This is a genomic window from Daejeonella sp. (assembly GCF_049655485.1).
Classification (GTDB): Bacteria; Bacteroidota; Bacteroidia; order Sphingobacteriales; family Sphingobacteriaceae; genus Daejeonella.
In genome coordinates this window covers 1-20,233 of sequence record NZ_JBASJU010000019.1, presented here as the reverse complement: position 1 = coordinate 20,233, position 20,233 = coordinate 1, and the positions used below count along the sequence as shown (strand labels likewise).

At 45.1% G+C, this 20,233-nt stretch carries 16 protein-coding genes and 1 riboswitch; of the genes, 8 read left to right on the top strand and 8 right to left on the bottom strand.

Annotated elements, in window-relative coordinates; genetic code table 11:
* On the top strand, positions 1-1,849 hold a 1,849-nt coding region (locus WBJ10_RS01140; RefSeq protein WP_424287721.1), incomplete at its 5' end, for a M28 family metallopeptidase.
* A gap of 358 nt (positions 1,850-2,207) precedes the next feature.
* Entirely contained in the window at positions 2,208-2,492 is a 285-nt protein-coding gene (locus WBJ10_RS01135; RefSeq protein WP_424287720.1) for a GIY-YIG nuclease family protein, read from the top strand.
* A gap of 203 nt (positions 2,493-2,695) precedes the next feature.
* Here WBJ10_RS01135 and WBJ10_RS01130 read toward each other — a convergent pair whose 3' ends face one another.
* Positions 2,696-3,277, bottom strand: a complete 582-nt coding sequence (locus WBJ10_RS01130) for an HD domain-containing protein (protein WP_424287719.1) — start codon at positions 3,275-3,277, stop codon at positions 2,696-2,698.
* Between the two features lie 43 nt (positions 3,278-3,320).
* A complete protein-coding gene (locus WBJ10_RS01125) occupies positions 3,321-5,465 on the bottom strand; it encodes a PQQ-binding-like beta-propeller repeat protein (protein ID WP_424287718.1) in 2,145 nt (714 codons plus the stop codon).
* 298 nt (positions 5,466-5,763) lie between these two features.
* Between WBJ10_RS01125 and WBJ10_RS01120 the strand changes: the two genes are divergently transcribed.
* Together WBJ10_RS01120 and WBJ10_RS01115 are read left to right on the top strand one after the other, a co-directional pair.
* Entirely contained in the window at positions 5,764-6,174 is a 411-nt protein-coding gene (locus WBJ10_RS01120; protein ID WP_424287717.1) for a DoxX family protein, read from the top strand.
* A gap of 102 nt (positions 6,175-6,276) precedes the next feature.
* On the top strand, positions 6,277-7,458 hold the full coding sequence (locus WBJ10_RS01115) for a GAF domain-containing sensor histidine kinase (RefSeq protein ID WP_424287716.1): 1,182 nt from the start codon (positions 6,277-6,279) through the stop codon (positions 7,456-7,458).
* Positions 7,459-7,713: 255 nt separating this feature from the next.
* On the opposite strand, the gene yiaK is transcribed toward WBJ10_RS01115, so the two are convergent.
* On the bottom strand, positions 7,714-8,706 hold the full coding sequence (gene yiaK, locus WBJ10_RS01110) for a 3-dehydro-L-gulonate 2-dehydrogenase (protein WP_424287715.1): 993 nt from the start codon (positions 8,704-8,706) through the stop codon (positions 7,714-7,716).
* A 399-nt stretch (positions 8,707-9,105) separates the two neighbouring features.
* Here yiaK and WBJ10_RS01105 point away from each other — a divergent pair, with 399 nt between their 5' ends.
* Together WBJ10_RS01105 and WBJ10_RS01100 are read left to right on the top strand one after the other, a co-directional pair.
* A complete protein-coding gene (locus WBJ10_RS01105) occupies positions 9,106-10,653 on the top strand; it encodes an ATP-binding protein (protein WP_424287714.1) in 1,548 nt (515 codons plus the stop codon).
* A gap of 78 nt (positions 10,654-10,731) precedes the next feature.
* Positions 10,732-11,301 (top strand): GAF domain-containing protein, encoded by a 570-nt coding sequence (locus WBJ10_RS01100; RefSeq protein WP_424287713.1) that lies wholly within the window; start codon positions 10,732-10,734, stop codon positions 11,299-11,301.
* A gap of 19 nt (positions 11,302-11,320) precedes the next feature.
* Here the strand turns inward: WBJ10_RS01100 and WBJ10_RS01095 are convergent, their stop codons facing one another.
* The 5 genes from WBJ10_RS01095 to WBJ10_RS01075 all read right to left on the bottom strand — a co-directional run bounded on the left by WBJ10_RS01095 (position 11,321) and on the right by WBJ10_RS01075 (position 19,239).
* A complete protein-coding gene (locus tag WBJ10_RS01095; protein WP_424287712.1) occupies positions 11,321-12,424 on the bottom strand; it encodes a Fic family protein in 1,104 nt (367 codons plus the stop codon).
* A 159-nt stretch (positions 12,425-12,583) separates the two neighbouring features.
* On the bottom strand, positions 12,584-13,606 hold the full coding sequence (locus tag WBJ10_RS01090) for an LLM class flavin-dependent oxidoreductase (protein WP_424287711.1): 1,023 nt from the start codon (positions 13,604-13,606) through the stop codon (positions 12,584-12,586).
* A gap of 15 nt (positions 13,607-13,621) precedes the next feature.
* Entirely contained in the window at positions 13,622-15,907 is a 2,286-nt protein-coding gene (locus WBJ10_RS01085; protein ID WP_424287710.1) for a gliding motility-associated C-terminal domain-containing protein, read from the bottom strand.
* A gap of 26 nt (positions 15,908-15,933) precedes the next feature.
* Positions 15,934-18,384, bottom strand: a complete 2,451-nt coding sequence (locus WBJ10_RS01080) for a zinc-dependent metalloprotease (RefSeq protein WP_424287709.1) — start codon at positions 18,382-18,384, stop codon at positions 15,934-15,936.
* Positions 18,385-18,531: 147 nt separating this feature from the next.
* The gene (locus WBJ10_RS01075; RefSeq protein WP_424287708.1) at positions 18,532-19,239 is read right to left on the bottom strand and encodes an SDR family oxidoreductase; all 708 of its coding nucleotides are present in this window, start codon (positions 19,237-19,239) and stop codon (positions 18,532-18,534) included.
* 187 nt (positions 19,240-19,426) lie between these two features.
* Here WBJ10_RS01075 and WBJ10_RS01070 point away from each other — a divergent pair, with 187 nt between their 5' ends.
* Both WBJ10_RS01070 and WBJ10_RS01065 read left to right on the top strand, forming a co-directional pair.
* Complete coding sequence (locus WBJ10_RS01070; RefSeq protein ID WP_424287707.1) at positions 19,427-19,645, top strand: DUF2683 family protein; 219 nt, start codon at positions 19,427-19,429, stop codon at positions 19,643-19,645.
* Entirely contained in the window at positions 19,642-19,944 is a 303-nt protein-coding gene (locus WBJ10_RS01065) for a type II toxin-antitoxin system RelE/ParE family toxin (RefSeq protein ID WP_424287706.1), read from the top strand. The genes WBJ10_RS01070 and WBJ10_RS01065 overlap by 4 nt, the downstream gene beginning before the upstream one ends.
* A gap of 155 nt (positions 19,945-20,099) precedes the next feature.
* Positions 20,100-20,233: riboswitch (cobalamin riboswitch) on the top strand. This riboswitch is flagged as partial in the annotation.

Genomic DNA, 20,233 nt, shown 5'->3' with positions numbered 1-20,233 from the left:
AGACGGGACTTCATCACAGTCTGATATGCTGCCCAGTTATAATGCATGGAGTGCCGACGGGGATGTCAGCGGTGAACTGGTATTTGTCAACTTCGGACTGCCGGAAGATTATGAGACCCTTGAAGCCCTTGGCATTAGTGTAAAAGGCAAGATCGTGATCGCCCGTTATGGCCGCTCCTGGCGCGGTGTGAAACCCAAGATTGCACAGGAGCATGGAGCGATAGGATGTATCATTTATTCGGATCCAAAGGAGGATGGGTATTATCAGGGCGATGTGTATCCTAAAGGGGCTTTTAAAAATGAATTCGGTGTACAGCGTGGTTCGGTACTGGATATGGTTATATATCCCGGTGATCCTTTAACACCAGGTGTGGGAGCTGTTGGAAATGTAAAAAGGCTCGATCGTAAAGACGCAACAAACCTTTTGAAAATCCCTGTGCTGCCGATAAGCTATCATGATGCCCAGCCTTTACTGGCAGCACTCGGCGGACCGGTGGCACCGGAAGCCTGGCGCGGCGCTTTGCCGATCACCTATCATATCGGCCCTGGTGCTACAAAAGTTCGTTTAAAGATGGAATCCGACTGGAAGATGGTCCCTGCTTATAACGTCATCGCTAAAATAAAAGGCTCCCAATACCCTGATCAATGGGTGATCCGCGGGAACCATCACGATGCCTGGGTGCATGGCGCAAACGATCCGATCAGCGGAATTGCTTCCATGTTGGAAGAGGCCAAAGCAATCGGAGAAATGGTTAAGAACGGCTACCGGCCTAAACGGACACTCGTTTTCGCTGCATGGGATGCCGAGGAACCGAGCCTAATGGGTTCGACTGAATGGGTTGAAGATCATAAAGAAGAATTAAAGGAAAAAGCGGTGATCTATATCAACACGGACGGCAGCGGCCGTGGTTTCCTGGGTGCGGGTGGATCGCACGGATTGGAAACGTTAATTGACCAGATCGCGAAAGATGTGAAAGACCCGCAGACGAATGTCAGTGTATACGAACGTTTGAAAGCACGCCAGATTACCAACGCTGGGTCCGATAAGGCTAAAAAAGATAATATGGCTAAGAAAAATATGACCCTCAGTGCTTTGGGATCTGGTTCGGATTACTCGGCATTTCTTCAGCATGCTGGAGTCCCTTCCTTGAATATCGGATTTGGCGGTGAAGATGAAGGTGGATCCTACCATACGATTTATGATTCTTACGATCATTACAGCCGTTTCGGAGATCCGGGTTTCAAGTACGGTGTGGCCCTTGCACAAACGATTGGGCGGACCGTTCTCCGAATTGCTGATGCAGATGTGCTTCCCTTTAACTTCAATAACCTTCATAAAACTGTTTCCACGTATGTTAGCGAGCTGCAAACTCTTACCGACCAGATGCGCGAATCAACCATGATACAAAATGAAGTCATTAAAGGAAATAACTATAAGCTTGCCGCTGATCCTAATAACTTCTTTAAAGAACCTGTAGCGAAAGAGGAAGTCCCGTATATCGACTTTTCCCCGCTTAATAATGCATTGCGTTCCCTGGAATTGTCTTCTGCGAAACTTGCGGAGAATATTAAGAATTTACCTGCAGGAACTGATCATTCAGCCCTGAATAAAAAGTTATACCAGGCAGAGCAAATTCTTCTCACCGATACAGGCCTCCCCCGCCGCGAGTGGTACAAGCATACCCTTTACGCCCCTGGGTTTTACACGGGTTATGGTGTCAAAACAATTCCTGGTGTCAGGGAAGCTATCGAGCAAAGGAATTGGAAGGAGGCGCAGGAGCAGATTGGTATTGTAGCAGGCCGGATTATGAAGTTGGCGGAACATTTGAATGGGGCTTCGCAGAGATAAGGTGAAAGCTGAAAACTGAAAACTGAAAGGTGAAAGGTGAGAGGTGAAAGCGGAAAACTGAAAACTGAAAACTGAAGGAGGAACCGAATAGGTCGAGGACTTGGCGGGGCTCTTCCCCGATTTAGTCGGGGATCTCCTCAACGGACACGCGGCCCAAGCCGCTGTGTCCCACGGCTCGTGTCGTTTGCAGAATAAACACGAAAGTAAGGCCGCCACGCTGTGGTTGAAAACCTGCGATATTTGGAATATTAGAGGACGCGAGCTACGCCGCGTCTGCAGGAGATCCCCGACCCAGTCGGGGAAGAACCGTTCCCTAAGTAACCCTCCTGAAACCCCCACCCATTCCCTACCTTCCCGCATGCAACCTTTTTTTGTTTACATGCTCACCAATAAATACAATAACGTCCTATACACAGGTATGACCAATGACCTTTCTCGGCGTGTATTTGAACATAAAACTAAAGCCACCAAAGGATTTACTGCAAAATATAATTGCAACAAACTGGTCTGGTTTGAAGGACATAGTGAAGCTGAAGAAGCACTTAGGCGAGAACGGTTAATTAAGAAATGGCCGAGGGAATGGAAGAATAGGTTAGTGGAAGAGGTGAATAAGGAATGGAGGGATTTGGCGGAGGATTGGTGACGGGCTGTTCCCCGACTGGGTCGGGGATCTCGTTAAAGACACGCGGCCCAAGCCGCTGTGTCACACGGCGCGTGTCGTTTGCACAATATCTACGATTTACAACCGCCACGCTGTGGTACTAAACCTAGATAATATGAGATTTGCAGAGGACGCGAGCTGCGCCGCGTCTGCACGAGATCCCCGACCCAGTCGGGGAAGAGCCCCTACGCCAGCTGCTTAACCTTCCCCATCTCCACATTCAACGCCTCAAGCGCCCTGTCATAAAGCCTCCGATCGCCTGTCGTAGCATGTCGGAGGATTTCCCTGCATTCAGGCACAAACCTGGACGCAAAGCCTCTATCGTATTTCACAATCTCAGTGCAATTGTCTATGATATCGGCGTACTTGATTGTTTGGGCGTCCGGACTTGTTTTAATGATGCGAGACAGTTCCAGCTCTTTTCTCTGGCGGCGGTTTAGATGTGCGTAGTCGGATTTGATATAGACGTCGGTGAGTTCTTCAACAAGCATCATCGTCTTCCGAACTTCCGTTTTAAGCATTAAGCCGCTAACAAAGATTTCAATCTCCTCACCCTTAACTGGCGTATCTTCGAGTACATCATGAAGTAAAGCTGCAGAAAGCACAGAAACCTCATGTGTATATTCCATCAGCATCTTCATCACCCGTACCGGATGTACGATATATCGCTCAGGAGTATACTTCCTTTTCTGATTGCCATGGGCCTGATCAGCAAAGTCGGTAACCTGATCTAATATCTGTTGAATATGTACGGATAGAGTCGACATACTTTAATAAGCAGTATTTCGGGAAAATTGTTTGGATCGCCACCTAGCGGTCAAGCCCAAATGCCACATAATTCCCGCCGGACCTCATCCCCAATTTCCCCCCACCAGCCGCAATAACCACATACTGTTTCCCATTAATAGAATACACCGCCGGAGTAGCGAAACCAGCTGCAGGAAGCTGACCTTCCCATAGTAATTTTCCATTAGCCTTATCAAAAGCCCGGATCTTTTCATCCTGCGTGCCCGCGACGAATACGATTCCGCCTTTGGTAACGACAGGTCCGCCGTAAATCTCGGTACCTGAATTTGGGAAGCCCTGTTTCTTCAGCTCCTCGAACTCGCCCAAAGGCACTTTCCAAAGGAGCTTGCCGGTATTTAGGTTCACCGCATTGAGCGTCCCCCATGGCGGTGTGATTCCCGGGAACCCATCTTTATCATAAAAACGGTGATAGCCGTTCATGGTATAAAGCGGCGCAATATCCCTTTCGGGGGATGGTGCAGCACCTGGTCGGACAGGCATGGCTTCCTTATCTTCGAGATCGAGAAGGTAAGTGATCAGGGGCGCTTTTTCCCCTTCGATAATCTGACGGAAAGAAGGCATCATATTCCGGCCATTATCGAGTATCTGCCGGAGCTGCTGTTCATTATACTTTTTGTTCAATCCGACAAGGGAAGGAAATGCTTTGCCGTCACCTTTGAGTTCCGGCCCGTGACAAGTCACACAGTATTTCGCATATACACTTTTACCAACCTCTTTAAATGTCTTACCGGATATTTTATTCAGCGCCGGGTTCGGGACCATCTGCGTCCACCAGGGTAATTCGGTTGTGCTGATATACATAATCTGCGTTTGAGGGTCCACGGCCGAACCACCCCATTCCCCGCCCCCGTCGAAGCCTGGAAAGATGATGCCCCCCTGGAAACTTGGCGGGATAAACTCTTGTCCGCCTCTATATTTAGAGAACTCCGTCCGCAGCTGGGCGTTAATCTCCGGGCTGCGCTTGCTGATCTCATCGACAGTAAATTTCTGCCTCGCAAAAGGTTCGGGTAATGTTGGGATAGGCTGAGTTGGCCATGCCTCTTCGCCGGGAAGGTCAGAAGCAGGCACAGGCACTTCGTTAATCGGAAAAATCGGCTTTCCCGTTACTCTGTCGAACATGAAAATATATCCATGTTTGGTGATCTGTGCGACGGCATCTACCCATTTACCATCCTTCCGGACCCGTACCAGATTCGGATTAGCAGGCAAATCGCGGTCCCATAAATCATGGTGCACCACCTGGAAATGCCAGATGTACTTACCGGTGTTTGCATCCAGGGCAAGGAGACTGTTCGCGTATAAATTAGAACCCTTGCGGTTTGCGCCATAGAAATCGGGCGAAGCAGAACCAGTAGGGACATAAACGATACCCCTTTTCACATCGAGAGCCATACCTGCCCAGTTGTTAGCCCCGCCCACACGTTTCCAGGCATCTTTATCCTCCCAGGTTTCATAACCCGGTTCGCCCGGATGAGGAATCGTATGGAAAATCCATTTTCTTTCTCCTGTAATCACATCAAAAGCGCGTATATGTCCCGGAACCGCATCACTTCCCTCGGATACCCGCATGCCCGTAATGAGCAGATTCTTATAAATAGTAGGTGCAGCATTCCCAGCCACGCTAGAATTTGGAAAATCCACATCCAGGTTTTCACGCAGGTCGATGAAGCCGCCTTTGCCGAAGGAAGTAATCGATTTCCCGTTAGCGGCATTTACAGCATATAAAAAGGGTCCCGTAGAATAAAAGATCCGTTTATCCGAGCCGTTTTTGTTTTGCCAGTAGGAAATACCCCGGATTGATCCGCGGGCAGTGGAATCGAGAGGTTTAAAGATCCACTTTTCCACACCCGTAGCTGCATCCAATGCGAAAAGGTTTAAACGAGGCGTGACGCCGTATAATACGCCATCAATCATGATGGGTGTTGTGGGGATGGTTGTCTTGTTCGTTTTATCACCAGTCTCATATGTCCATAATACCTTAAGCTTGCTCACATTAGACTTATTGATCTGATCGCCGGACGAATAGCGGATGCCGTCGTTAGTTCCCGCGAAGGTGGGCCAACTGAGGTATATGTCTTTGACGGGCGGCATCCAGCTGGCGGCGATTAATAGAATAAGGACGGTGAAAAGGTATAGGATGCGTTTCATTGGTGGGTTTGTTACTGGTATGAAGATATGTGATTTTTTCGTGTCTTTGCGAGTGTAACGAAGCAATCTCTGAGGGTTGTCCTTGCGAGTGTAACGAAGCAATCTCTGGGGTATTCATAAGAGATTGCTTCGTCGTGCCTCCTCGCAAGGACAACCTGCCTCTGATCGCTGCGAAAAACTTTGCGAACTCTGCGTCGTACTCTGCGAACTCTGCGTTTAAATTTCATACGGTACGCCCCCCAGCAATCCGTTCCCCAAAAAATATTCTATATATTAGTCTCAAACAAAAAACCATACCATGTCAGCAAAATCAACTTTCCTTTCAGCAAACTCCATCTCTTTAGACCTTGGCCTTTTAATCCTGCGACTTTTTTCCGGCGTAGCTATGCTTACACACGGGTATCCTAAATTTCAAAAAGTACTGGAAGGTAACATGCAATTCGGTGATCCCCTGGGACTGGGAACTGCGACATCCCTTCACCTGGCCGCTTTTGCGGAATTCATTTGCGCTATCCTGATTATTCTCGGATTCCTTACCCGATTTGCCACGATCCCATTAATTATTACCATGGCTGTTGCTGGCATAATTGTTCATGCAGCTGACGACTTTGGAACGAAAGAACTATCACTAGTGTATTTGGGTATATTTTTGACGCTGTTTTTTACCGGGCCGGGGAAATATTCGATTGATAGGCAGATTTGGAAGTGACCCCAGACCCCATTCCCAAAAGTTGTAAGATTTTTCATCAAATCACTACCAACATAGCAGGTAATCATTTCATAATCAATATTTTTACGGGAAACCAAGCACGTGAACTCTCAAGTAGATTATGCAGCTGATATCGCAGCTATCGAACAAATTAGTGTTGTACCTTCCATTTTAGAAGTAATTTGCCGGACTACCGGAATGGGCTTTGCCGCCATTGCCCGGGTAACCGAAGAAAAATGGGTGGCTTGCAGTGTATTGGATGAGATCGAATTTGGTATGCAGCCGGGTAGTGAATTAGAGATCGAGACCACCTTCTGTAATGTGATCCGCCAAACGGGAGAAGCAGTGGTCATAGATCATGTGGAGGAAGATGAGGTCTACTGCGGGCATCCCATTCCTGCGATGTATGGCTTTCAGAGTTATATTTCAATGCCTATTGTACGGATGGATGGTACCTTCTTCGGAACACTCTGCGCCATCGACAATCACCCCGCTTTAATAAACAATCCGCAGACGATCGGGATGTTCAAGCTTTTCGCCGAGCTGATCTCATTTCACTTAAATGCGGCCGAGAAATTAGCTGAAGCGGAAGAACAACTGCTCGAAGCAAACAGAACGGCCGAATTAAGGGAACAGTTTATTGCAATTCTGGGCCACGATCTTCGCAACCCGGTAGGTGCTATCTCCAGCAGCGCCCAGCTACTTTTACGTCTGGACCTGGATGAACTCCCTAACGAAATTGCAAGAATCATTCAGAATAGTTCTTTCCGCATGAATAACCTGATAGAAAACATGCTGGATTTCGCACGCGGCCGGCTGGGCGACGGCATCGGCCTGAGCTACGATGAGGGCTGTGTGGAAGAAACTTTTGTACAGGTGATTAAAGAACTGCAATTCATCTGGCCCAACCGTCCTATTGAAAGTTACCTGCAGATCCACGAGCCCATTAAATGCGACGGCAAACGGATCGCTCAGCTTTTCTCTAACATATTAGGCAACGCGTTAACGCATGGCGATCGTAACCAGCCCGTGGTCGTAAGAGGCTTAGTTGAAGATGGGGAGTTCCTCCTCTCTGTCTCCAACCCCGGAAAGAAAATCCCCGAGCACATTATGAGCAGACTCTTCCAGCCGTTCTCCCGCTCATCACACGATGGCAATAATGATGGGCTTGGATTGGGGTTATATATTGCTTCAGAAATTGCAATTGCTCATGGTGGGACGCTTGAGGCGAGTTCGGATGAGGAGAGGACGGTGCTGACGCTTAGGTTGCCAATTATGGCATGATTTCCCCGCCTCGTGCCGGCGGACTGGCACTTACTTTTTTCTGCAGGAAAAAAAGTAAGCAAAAATCCCGTCGTTGCGTCTGCTGCTTCGGAAGTTAGTGATAAGGCTTGGACCGTGCAACCCGCACCAGCCGATGCGAATAAAAAAGGTGAACGGAGATTTAGTGCTAGGGCCTTAGAAACGTACCCAGAGCCTAGCTGGTGTAGAGTAGCTGGCCTGCGGCCCGCAAGCATACGAAATCTTGCTTACCTCAGACTACATCCCCAACACCTCATTCCAAATCCCCTCATCAACCAATATCCCCTCCTTCATGTTGCGAATCCTTGTTCTAAGCGTATTCTCACCCGGATAAGTAATAGCCTTTCCCGGATCCTGCGGACGGCTGCTTTTGGTGTAATCCAGGATTTGTTCGATAAGCCGGGCATTTAATTCCGGATTGTCCTGACGAATACAGATGAAGACCTGCGACAGGCCGGTTTCCTTATCCTTTGCCGAGATATCTTTGGTAGATTGTCCCTTACTTAAAATAGTGACCAGCAGGTCGAGCATCAGGGCTAAACCAGAACCCTTCCAGAAACCAATAGGCAAAAGCCTTCGCGCCGAAATAACGTCCGGGGCATTGGTACTGAGATTTCCGTGCTGGTCATAGCCTCCAGGAACGGGCAGTTCTTCCCCAGCCGATTGATACTGCATCAGTTTACCAAAAGAAAATTGGGACATGGCCATATCCAGAACCACATGACCTCCCGGCCGCGGCACGGCAATAACCAGGGGATTATTACCCAGACGCGGATCGATACCTCCCCATGGCGGAAGGTTTGCTATGGTATTAGTAAAACAAATTCCAATGAACCCGGCTTCAGCAGCCTGCCAGCCATAGGAACCGCCGCGCATCCAATGGTTCGTATTTTTAAGTGCCACACATCCAATTCCGTGTTCCCTGGCTAAACTCATAGCCCTGTTCATACAAATTTCTGCATTGAGCACTCCCGGGCCCCGCTTGCCATCCCATTGCTCGATCAGGCCGTTATTGCCATCAAGCACAGGTTCTGCATCGCAATCGACTAAACCGTCCCGGATCGTTGAAACAAAAGTGGGAAAGCGGTTCAAGCCATGAGTATATACGCCATCGAGGCTGTTCTCTGCAAAAATACGGGCGCAATGTTCGGCTTTCTCAGCGCTGAATCCGTTTTTCGTCAGTATCCCCGTAAAACGGGCCTTTATGGTGTCAAATGGTATTCTGTGCATTCTGCTAAGATAAAAGAATATGAAGTAGGAAGGAGGAAGTATGATGTATGAAGCAGGAGGTATGAGGAAGGAGGTATGGAAGGAGGTATATTGACCAAACAGCGTTGACCCTCAGGAACAAGACGTATAAAAAAAGTAAATTAATTTGCAACTTTACTTCATTTGGTTGGTCAAAAGGGAAATAAAATGAGTGGAATCAAAGATAAGCACATATCACTCAGGACTGGCCTATTTTACACGGGGAATGGAACCTTATGGGGAAAGTTTCGAGGAGAACATGGTTATTGTGTGTGAGTATTTCAAAACTGTTTTCTTAAATCTCCGCAACAGTTCTGATTGAAAAATTTTAATTCCGGGATCAAATCAGTACGTTTAATTTCAAATAATTTTTCATAAACGATGGAAATCAAGAGCCAGGGTTTGTTTGCGGAAGCCGCAGAATTTTTTACAGATATTTTCTCGACTCAATATTGGCCGGCGCGCTGGAATTGCGGCAGGTGGACGGACTTCCACGGCTGGCTTTATATCATATCCGACCTGATGATATGGGCTGCCTATTTCGCTATACCTTTCTTGTTATTCCGTCTGATAACAAAACGGACTGACTTTCCATTCCCCAAAATATTCTGGCTTTTCATTGCTTTCATCCTCTTATGCGGCTCCACCCACCTGATGGATGCCGTTATATTCTGGTGGCCCGCTTACCGCTTCAGCGCATTATTACGCTTTGTAACAGGTACGGTATCGTTATTTACGGTGTATGCCCTGTACAGGGTCCTCCCTATGGTCATGAACCTGAGAACTGCTGCCCAGGTTGAAGCCGAAGCCGAACAACGCCGACGGGCAGAGAAGCAGTTTTCAAACGTATTTAATTTCTCCGCCGTAGGTATGGCTCTTTTATCTCCTGAAGGTAAATGGATGAAGGTTAACCCTGCCCTGAGCAATTTTCTTGGTTACAGCGAACAGGAAATGCAGAATCTGACCTTTCAAGATATAACATATAAAGATGACCTCGACAGGGACCTGCAATATGTAAAACAAATGTTGGATGGAACGATCGCGAGCTATCAAATGGAAAAAAGGTATATCAAAAAGGATGGAAGCCTTTGGTGGGGACTCCTTGCCTGTACGCTAATGAAAGACCACGATGGTAAGCCCGATTTTTTCATTGTGCAGATTGCTGATTTGAACAATAGCAAAAAACTGCAGGAAGCCCTGGAGGTCATGGAAAGAAAAGATGAGTTCCTTTCAATTGCAGCGCACGAACTTAAGACCCCTATTACCAGCGTGAAAGGCGCCCTCCAAATCCTGGATGTCAAACTCAATAAAACCGATCAGGATAATGTTTCAAAACCACTTATCTCCCTCGCTAATAAGCAAGTGAACAAATTAACCTGGCTGGTAAACGATCTCCTGGACGCAGCAAGAATCCAGTCCGGACGGCTCTCTTTAAGCATTTCAAGTTTTAAGATAGAAGATCTTGTATCGGGCGCAATTGAACAGGTGTTTTATGAAAGGAAAGATGTGAACATTGTTTATCAGGAGAACGTGCCGCACAAAGTGGAAGGAGATAAATCCCGTCTGGAACAAGTGCTTGTTAATTTGCTAAGCAATGCAATCAAGTATTCACCCGCTGGAAGAGATATCATCATCAAAACCGAACAATTAGAGGGCAAGATAAAATTTTCGGTAACTGACTTTGGGATAGGGATCGCTTCGGAAAAGATACCTCGTTTGTTCGAGCGCTATTTTAGGGTAGAATCTACGTCACAGAACTTTTCAGGTTTAGGTATTGGACTATATATCTCGGCAGAAATAGTAAGGATGCATAACGGATCTATTGGAGCAGACAGCCGTCTGGGCGAAGGATCCACGTTTTATTTTAGTATCCCGAATAAGTATGATGAACCAAAAGAAAAACCGCAGTCTTCAGGGAAAGATTCTTAAAAACTAATACTTTAAATAAATGTTATTTATTTATCTTGGTTTAATCGCCAGATAATATCTGGAAATTAAATTTGTGAAATGGTGGATCGTAGACAAAATGAGGTGATCAGGAGAGAACACGGCGAAACGGGGCCAAATTATGATACTCTTTTGAAAAGGGTTCGGATTGAGTTTGATCCAGAAGCCACAGTATCAACCCTGCATCAAAAAATCGTTGATACAGCAATAGAGATAATGGGTTCACAGTACGCGACTATGCAGATCCTCTACCCTGATCCGGGAAGATGCGGCAAGCTTCTTCTTGTTGCAAGCCATGGTTTTACTGCTGAAGCGGAAAAATATTGGGAATGGGTGTATCATTACAGCAGCAGTTCATGTGCCGAAGTCCTGAAGACCAGGCGGCGAGTAATCATACACGATCACAGGACTGCCGATTTCATGAAGGATTCACCAACATTGTCCGTTTTTATTGAGGCAGGGATTCTTAGTGCACAAAGCACTCCCATTTACTCGAGAACTGGAGTCCTTTTGGGCATGATATCGACCCACTGGAATACGCCTTACACACCCCAGCAATATCAACTGGACCTGATCGACATCCTGGCAAAACACGCCGCCGATTTGCTTGAACTTACGGCAAGTAGGTGACGGAATATCGCTCCAGTCATCAGACCTCAGTACTTAGTCTATAAGTCGTATTCCTCCCACCCCCAGGTGCTTTTTCCAAAATACCTTTCTCCATCAAGTCCTGTATGTCCCTTAATGCAGTATCCGGGGAGCTTTTGGTCATTTTGGCCCATTTGGAGCTTGTTAAATTACCGAAGAAATCATCCAGCAAAACGTTGAGCATCAATTGCTGCCGGCTATTGAGCAGTGTATCACGGTTTCTTTCCCAGAAAACCGCCCGACTAGCAATTGCCGATAAGGTTTCTTCCGTATGATCCATCGCATAGAATAAGCAATCCAGAAACCAACTTAACCAGCGGGTTATATCGAGACCGCCTTTTTGTGTCTGTTCCAGTATATCATAATAAGCTGTTTTGTCTTTTAATATCTGAGCCGACATACTATAAAATCGCTGAGGTGTTCTATCGGCACGGGCAAGCTGCATGTCCGCTATTGCCCTGGCTATGCGTCCGTTTCCGTCATCAAAGGGGTGTATGGTCACAAACCATAAATGGGCAACAGCTGCTTTCAATACGACGTCTGTATCTGAAGGTGCATTAAACCATTGCAGGAATCTCTCCATTTCCGCAGACAATTGATCAGCGTCAGGTGCTTCGAAGTGTACCTTTTCTCTACCCATGGCACCCGAAACAACTTGCATTGGCCCATTCTCTACTGTGCGCCAGTCACCTACTGTTATTTTTTGAATCCCACTTCGCCCACTTGGGAACAAGGCCGAGTGCCAGCCAAACAGGCGGTCTTCAGTTAATTCATCAGTATATTTTTGGGTAGCATCCAGCATCATTTCCACAACGCCTTCTACACTGCGATCTGCTGATACCGCCCCGACGAGTTCTATGCCGAGTCTGCGAGCTATTGATGAACGCACCTGATCCGAATTTAATTTTTCTCCTTCTATCTCACTGGATTTGGTAACATCCAGTGTCAGCGTATCCAATACAGCAGTTTCATTGATCTTAAATCCCGCCGAACTCATTAAGCCCAGTATTCTGCCTTGTCGATGACGCACCTCACCCAACCTGGTTAATAGCGCTTCCGCATCCCAGGTAAAATTTGGCCAATCTTTCAACTGATAGATATACATATTCTCCGCAATTATGCGGTAAATATAAGGTTTATTCTCCGCAATTATGCGGTGAAACTAGGATTTATTCTCCGCAAAGTGAATCCACTCTCCGTCCGGAAATCCATTTGTCGGAAATCCCGTCAGACTTCAGACCTCAGACCTCCTACTTCAGACCTCCTACCGCCACCCCAATCCCGGCGCAACATACTTCAATATCGACTCCAACACATGCACATTGTAGTCCACTCCCAAGGTATTCGGTATCGTCAACAGCAAGGTATCCGCTTCTTTAATAGCTTCGTCGCGAGCCAATTCCTCGATAAGTTTATCAGGCTCCGCAGCATAGCTCTTTCCAAAGACTGCCCGTTTATCACTTTCAATATAACCGAAACTATCCGATCCTTTCCCTTGCTGGCCAAAGTAATACCTGTCCTGGTCTGAAACCAATGCAAATATAGAGCGGCTTACGGAGACCCTTGCTTCCCGCTGATGGCCTGCGGCTTTCCATGCCTCTTTGTATATCCGGATTTGTTCTGCCTGCTGGATATGGAATGGTTTACCACCTTCGTCGAACTTCAGGGTCGAACTTTGCAGGTGCATGCCCATATTAGCCGCCCAAACAGCGGTTGCATTAGACGCAGCACCCCACCAGATCCGTTCCCGCAAACCTTCAGAATAAGGCTCCAGGCGTAGTAATCCGGGAGGATTCGGAAACATAGGGTTAGGGTTTGGCTGCGCGAAGCCCTTACCTTCTAAGTGTTTTAAAAATTCCAGGGCTTTCTCCCGCCCCATATCTGCGTCCGTTTGTCCCTCAGCTGGCTCGTAACCGAAATGACGCCAACCCTCAATGACCTGCTCAGGCGAACCTCTGCTGATCCCTAATTGTAACCTTCCTTCAGAAATCAGATCAGCAGCGCTGGCATCCTCCACCATATACAAGGGGTTTTCATAGCGCATATCAATCACACCGGTCCCGATTTCTATTTTTTTGGTTTTGGCACCAACAGCAGACAGCAATGGAAATGGAGAAGCCAGTTGACGCGCGAAATGATGAACCCGGAAATAAGCACCATCCAATCCAATTTCCTCAGCAGCAACGGCAAGATCGATCGATTGTAACAGGGTGTCACCCCCCGTACGGGTCATATAAGATGGATGGTCTGACCAATGGCCAAATGATAAAAATCCTAGTTTCTTCATAAAATTCTAATTATTCTACCGTATAATAGTCACAGATCCGGAAATTACCTTGCGTCCATTTCTGGGATTGATGATATAATAGTAAGTGCCAACAGGTAAATCTGAACCATTTTTTGTTCCGTCCCAAGGTGTTAGATAATTAACAACTTTAAATAGTTTTTCTCCATAACGATTAAAAATATGAACCATTGCATCGGGGTAACTTTCAAGGTATTTTACATTCCAGGTGTCATTTACACCATCTCCATTCGGTGTAAAGGAGTTTGGCACTTCAGGGAATTTCAGGACTTTGATAAAGATTTGAGTTGTTGCAATACATCCTTTATCTGTGGTAACTGTTAGCGTGTATGTTATGTCATCTGTAGGAGTTGTTACCGGGATTAAAATATCGTCTTTATCCAGATAGGTTGATGGTGTCCATTTATAGGTTAAATTATTGCCTGTTGCCACAGCTGGTAGCTTAATCAGACCTCCGTCTAACACAACCAGTGTGGGTATTATAGTTGCTGTCGGTATTTCGTTGACAGTAATGGTTTGTGTTTTAAAATCTGTGCAGCCGTTATCAGCTACAAAAGTATAAGTTAAGGTATGGGTTCCCACACCAGCAATCGCCGGGTTGAATAATCCGGTGGGCGTGACTCCTTTCCCAGTGTAAGTTCCAGTACCCGTTAACACTCCATGGATTTCTTTAGCCTGGCTTAGTTGAATGGGCTTAGCATCGAAACAAATATCAGGAATATTATCAAACCGGACTTGTGGAACCGCATGTAATGTAATTGTCCTGGTTATCGTATGCACACAGGTTCCTCCAGTGTAGGCTAACATCCTGACCTGGTATGTTCTTGAAGCAGGAGATGTAAAAGCCGGGTATTTATGAGAATAAATACGGCTTGGAGAAGCGCGCATTGCCGGTGTATCATCTATTTCTTTGACGTTTGGAAAGTTAACTAAATCATATATCCATTCAATCTTTGTTACTTCTTCATCTAATTCAACTATTACATTATCTTCAAATTCAACCGATTTATCGCTGCATAATAGATCAGGGTTTTTTACACTGAAAGCAGCTTTAGGTACGCCCCCGTTAACAACAAATGGTTTGCTTATGGTTTTCTCGCATCCGTTTGCAGATTTAACAGTTAACTTCACTGTATATCTTCCCGCTTTAGTATACCGGTGAGATGGGTTTTTTTCGGTTGATGTATTTGGCCGTTGAATATTTGCCTGAGCATCCCCAAAATCCCATAAATAAGTTAACTGAGCTTCAGTGCCGTCAGAAATTGTGGTAGTATTATTGAATTGAGCGGACCCATCGGCAAGGCAAAAGTCAGGCACTTCAAAATCAACCTTTGGGGATGGATCTAAAGGAAGTTTAGCGGACACAGGTTCTGACAATATTCTGCATTTTATTGAATTGATATTGAAACTCTCCGCCACGGCCAGCCGGTATTGATAAACTGCGCCTGCAACGGGCGTTAATAGAACAGCGGAAGTCTTAGAGTTTGCTCCGGGGATATCCTTCCAGCCGGAATTATTCTCATTTACCTGCCATTGATAAGCAGGATTACTTAAACCTGAGGATACATTGGCTTCAAGAGACAGCGTGCTGGTCTGGCCTTCACAAACTGAGAAAAATTCCTGACTTCCATTTACAGTCGGCTGAATAGTTGGCCCGCAAGCCCTGAATGTAATATCATCAAGCGCCAGATCATTGCCATTGCCCCCTGGTGCGTTATTTATTATCTTGAGTATAATTTGTGAAATTCCCGGCGGCGTAGTAAAGATTAAAGCATGCTTTTTCCATTCTGGGGCGGCAGACTCAATGATATCGCCAGTTGAATACTGACCTAATGATTTTCCATCTGCAGATTCAATAATAAATGTTAGATTGGGCTTAATATGCGTTGCTGAAGGTCGGTGCACATTCATAACATAAGCCGCAAATTCATAAGTTGTACCCGGGCAAAGATCATCTATTGACTGCTTAAAAAACTCTCCTGGGGAATTTGAAGCATTTACAAGCATCATTAACCCATTACTATCATCAGGTGTACGATCTTGAGTGACATTGTGCCAGTTATTCCCAAAACATCCCGGAGTATTGCTTGTAATCGTATAACTGCCATCATTTGGACACTTACTGGTTGTATACGTATAATTTGTGGATGAAATGGGGCCAGGATTTAAACTACTACCAAAATCCAGGTTAACTACTGCATCACCAAAATTCCCTGTACAGGTTTGCCCTTGTGCAAAACCTGTCAGAAATAATGTTAATATTAGAGAACCGATAAACTTCATGGAATACTTTGGCAGAATCCGACCTCCTACTTACCAGGATTCAAAATTTCCCCTATCCTAAATATCGAATCATCAATATGAAAGCGTGTAAGATCTCCCTGGTGTTTTGGGGCGGCAACTTTTAGTTGTTGTGAAAGTTTTATAAGATGCGCCCTCGCAATAGAGCGAAGATCGGATTGACTCAGATTAACCGGAGTACCAGTAGACGCCCTTTGCTGTGCAGCTGCAGCAGAAGCAGGTTGTACAGCAAGCATAAAACCCATACGATCTATATATGCCTTTTGAAGATTCCGGCGGTAGATATCTATTTTACTTCCGCTGGCTAATTCAGACCAAATACCCTTCTGTAACTGCCCTACCATATCGTTTGCATTGTAATCCACATTTCTTACCTCATTTTCCATTAAACGTGTCAGACGATCAGGAGAAAGTAATGCGTTAAGGAAGCGTACTTGTAAGCTTCTCATATTATCTACATGGCTTGCATGTTGTATGTTATTGATAAACTTAATTGGATTTAACCAGGTGGGTGTGTTAAATGCATTTTCTACTAACCAATCCACCGAAGCAGATTGATTTTTAGCAGTTACCGGGGTAAATACTGCACCTTGTTGCCCTGGCTTTTTACGATCGTTTTTTACACCACCAACATTGGTAATTACATGGCCAACATACCGTGCTAAAGAGCGTGTTAACTCATCATATAATTCATTCAGGTCTTCATAATCGTTGGTTTCACCTGCCGTCCAATCATACAAATTTGGCAGTACGACTTTTAAGTTTTTAAGCGCATACGTACTTGATTTTATGGCATCATCGCCTATATCTTCAGTCTGGCTTTCAGGGTCGAAGGATTCTCCACTTCCAAATCTATACATTGGGTTCATAGCCTTTTCTTCAATCCATTTTCCAAGCGTAGCCACTTCATCCTGAGCACTGCGGGCATCAGGCAAATAGCGATAACCCCAATTGATTACATAATCATCATAGGGGCCGAGTTGCCTGGTGAATCGTACATTTTTATCACCTGGTTGTGCCACATAATTATAACGGGCATAATCCATGATGGTAGATGCAATCCCAAATTTATTGGTGAATGTTGCGCTGCGCAATGAATCTACAGGGTATGCAGAACTTGCTTTCATGTTGTGCGGTAGCCCAAGTGCATGCCCTATTTCATGTGTTATAACATATTTCATCATATCCCCTAGTTCTTCCATTGGCGTATTAAGTGAACGGGCTTTTGTATTAGCTGCACCGGTTTCAATCATATACCTGTTGCGGTAAGAGCGCAGATGATTATGATACCAAATAATATCACTTTCAATAATTTCACCACTACGCGGGTCTGACACACTTGGTCCTACTGCATTGCGTGTGGTGCTTGCAACGTAACGTACTACAGAATATCTAACATCTTCGGGATTAAAATCAGGGTCTTCCTGTGCCGTTGGCGGATCTTTAGCGAGTATGGCATTCTTAAAGCCTGCTTTCTCAAAAACTTTTTGCCATGCTTCTACACCGGCTTTTATGTAAGGACGCAGTTTTGCTGGTGTAGCAGGATCAAGATAATAAACGATTGGCTTTACAGGATCCACCAACTCGCCCCTTCTATATGCAGCTACATCTTTAGGTTCCATCCTCCAACGGCGGATATATGAAATTTCATCTGCTTTATAAGCTTCACTTCCGTAATCAATCCGATTAATTTTAATATAGCCAACCCGGTCATCATTAAGCCGTGGCTGCATGGATGTTTTCGGCAAGAGCACAATGGATTGATTCATTAATAAGCTAATGGTACCAGATTTTGAATTTGCTGGCGGTTCCGCTGCATCGTACGAAAAATCCTGGCGTACCTCTACATTGAGCGGGAAACTTTTCATGCTGCTGATAAAGCTGCGTGTTTCATCAAGCCTGGTTACTTTATACGCGGTACGAAGTGATGCCGCCAGACCACTAATAGCTTTTACATCAGTTTGAAATAGACGGGTGACATCTATTACCGAAGATTGCCGACTTCCGCCATTGGCTGCAATATCGAAGGCAAAAATTACAGGCATGTAATTGTTTGCCTGCACAGAAATATTGATAGGCAGGGAATCTGCTGAGAAACTTGAAACGGATTTGCTTCTTAGTAAAATACGGTTATCAACCTTTTCCCAAACAATAAGCTGTTCGCTTACCGATGAACCGGCATTTACAAAATCACCGCCAAAGCCTGCAGGTATAGCAGCAAAACGAGTTATCCAAAGAAAGTCCCGGCGAAGGAGGCTGTCAGGGATTTCAAAATAATATTTAGCACCTACTTTATGAACACTAAAAAGACCCTCGTCGGTAACAGCGTCTTTTGTAATAACATCAGTGTAATTCTTGGGGCCGGTTCTTGGGGTAGCCGGGGCTGGGGTCGTAGGATCCTGTGCGTGTGAAATCCTTGCAGTAAAAATAAATAGCGCTAATAGTAAGGTTAGTTTCATGAACTTTTTAAATAAAGATTGAAAGTAGAGAAAATTCCCATTTCCTAACTTATTCTCAAAAAGTTTGTGAAGCCGTTTCGAATTTTAATGAACGTTTCAGACGGATCTGAGGCGGTGGAATTGATTGTACTACCATTGGATCACAATCTACTTCGGGAAGCTAGGCCGCACCTCCACTTTACTTGGCAAAGTCCGCGGATTCATGCTCAGCAAGTCCGCAACTAACTGACCAATATCTTCCGGCTGGATCTTCCATGCATCACTCTCTGCATCAGGTGTATGGTCGTTAAAATGGGTAGAGACTGAACCCGGCATAATGGTTGAAACTTTTACCCCATGCTTTCTCAAATCCAGCATGATGGATTGCGTAAATCCCGTAAGACCGAATTTACTGGCGTTATAGGCGGATCCATTTTCAAAGAAGTTGGTACCCGCTAAACTGGATATGGTGATTATATATCCTTTGTTCTTTTTAATTTCGTCAAGCGCTGCTTTTACACTATAAAACACACCGCTTAGATTCGTATCGATGGTTTCTTTCCAAAGCTCCTCTGTGAGTTCATCAATTGGTGCAAAATGCCCGACACCGGCATTGGCAATCAGTACATCCAGCCTGCCGAACTTCTCAAGCACCTGCTCCACCGCCTTTTTCTGACTCGCCAGGTCTTTGACATCCGCTTCTATTGCCAGTACATCGGCATTTTTTAATTGAGCTGCCGCGGCCTCGGCATGTTCCTGCGTACGGCTGGTAATAGCCACCCGATAACCTTGCTTTAATAAACTTTCTGCAATACCATAACCAATTCCTTTACTTCCCCCGGTAATAAGGGCTACTTTTTTCGATGTATCTGACATTTCTTTGGGATTTAATAGTAAAATTAAAGGCATGAAAATACCTTATTAATTAATACAATTTAAACGGCTTGAAGTTTCAATAAAACTTGCTACAGACGTCATACCCCATCGAACCCCTAATTATGAGCTTGAAAAAATAGATGTTTAACGGATAATTAGTAAATTTGTATTAGCAAGAATCTGCATTATGGAAACACTGATTATTGAGCCAAAAAACCAAAAGCAATTAGCTAAGATAAAAGCTTTCTTAAAATCTTTAGATGTTTCCTTCAGACAGGAAAAAGAAACAGAAGCAAATATACCATCGCACGTAATATCAGGCATTCGCAAAGGACAGGAAGATATTAAGGCTGGTAAAAGCATTTCATTAGAAGAATTCAAGGAGAAGATTGTCTCTTTTAAATGAGCTTGCCAGTTGTTATTTCCGAAACTGGGTTAAAAACTTACGAGGCAATTAGCGCCCAAATTTTACAAAGATTAGGAAATAAGGCTCTTAATGATTTTAGAAAAAACACTATAAAAACTTTGGAATTAATTGGCTCCTCTCCGTTAATGTACAAGGAAACTGAATTTGACCCAAATATCAGAATAGCTTTAATAAAAAAACTATCTTCTGTTTTTTACGAAGTGAAACCTGATAAAATTGAAGTGCTCTTCTTTTGGGATAATAGGCAGGAACCAGTTAACTGGGAGAAGGATATTTAGAGTGGCTCAAGAGTCTTTACAGAAAATCTGATCAAGCCATTCCGTCTGTACCTCAAACCACATACCTAACCCCTTTTTGTTAATAACTCCCCCCCTGTTCAAAAATTCATACCCTCTTTCCAATGAAGTACTTCTATATTTGAATCAATAAGTTCTTTCACATATATCATTCAGGTTCATAGTTAAGCAATGCCGAGCTATGATTAAAATGGGAACCAGGTTAAACTCCTGGGCTGACGTGCAACTGTAAGTATTTTAAATACAAGCCAGACACCTGCCGGATGATTTT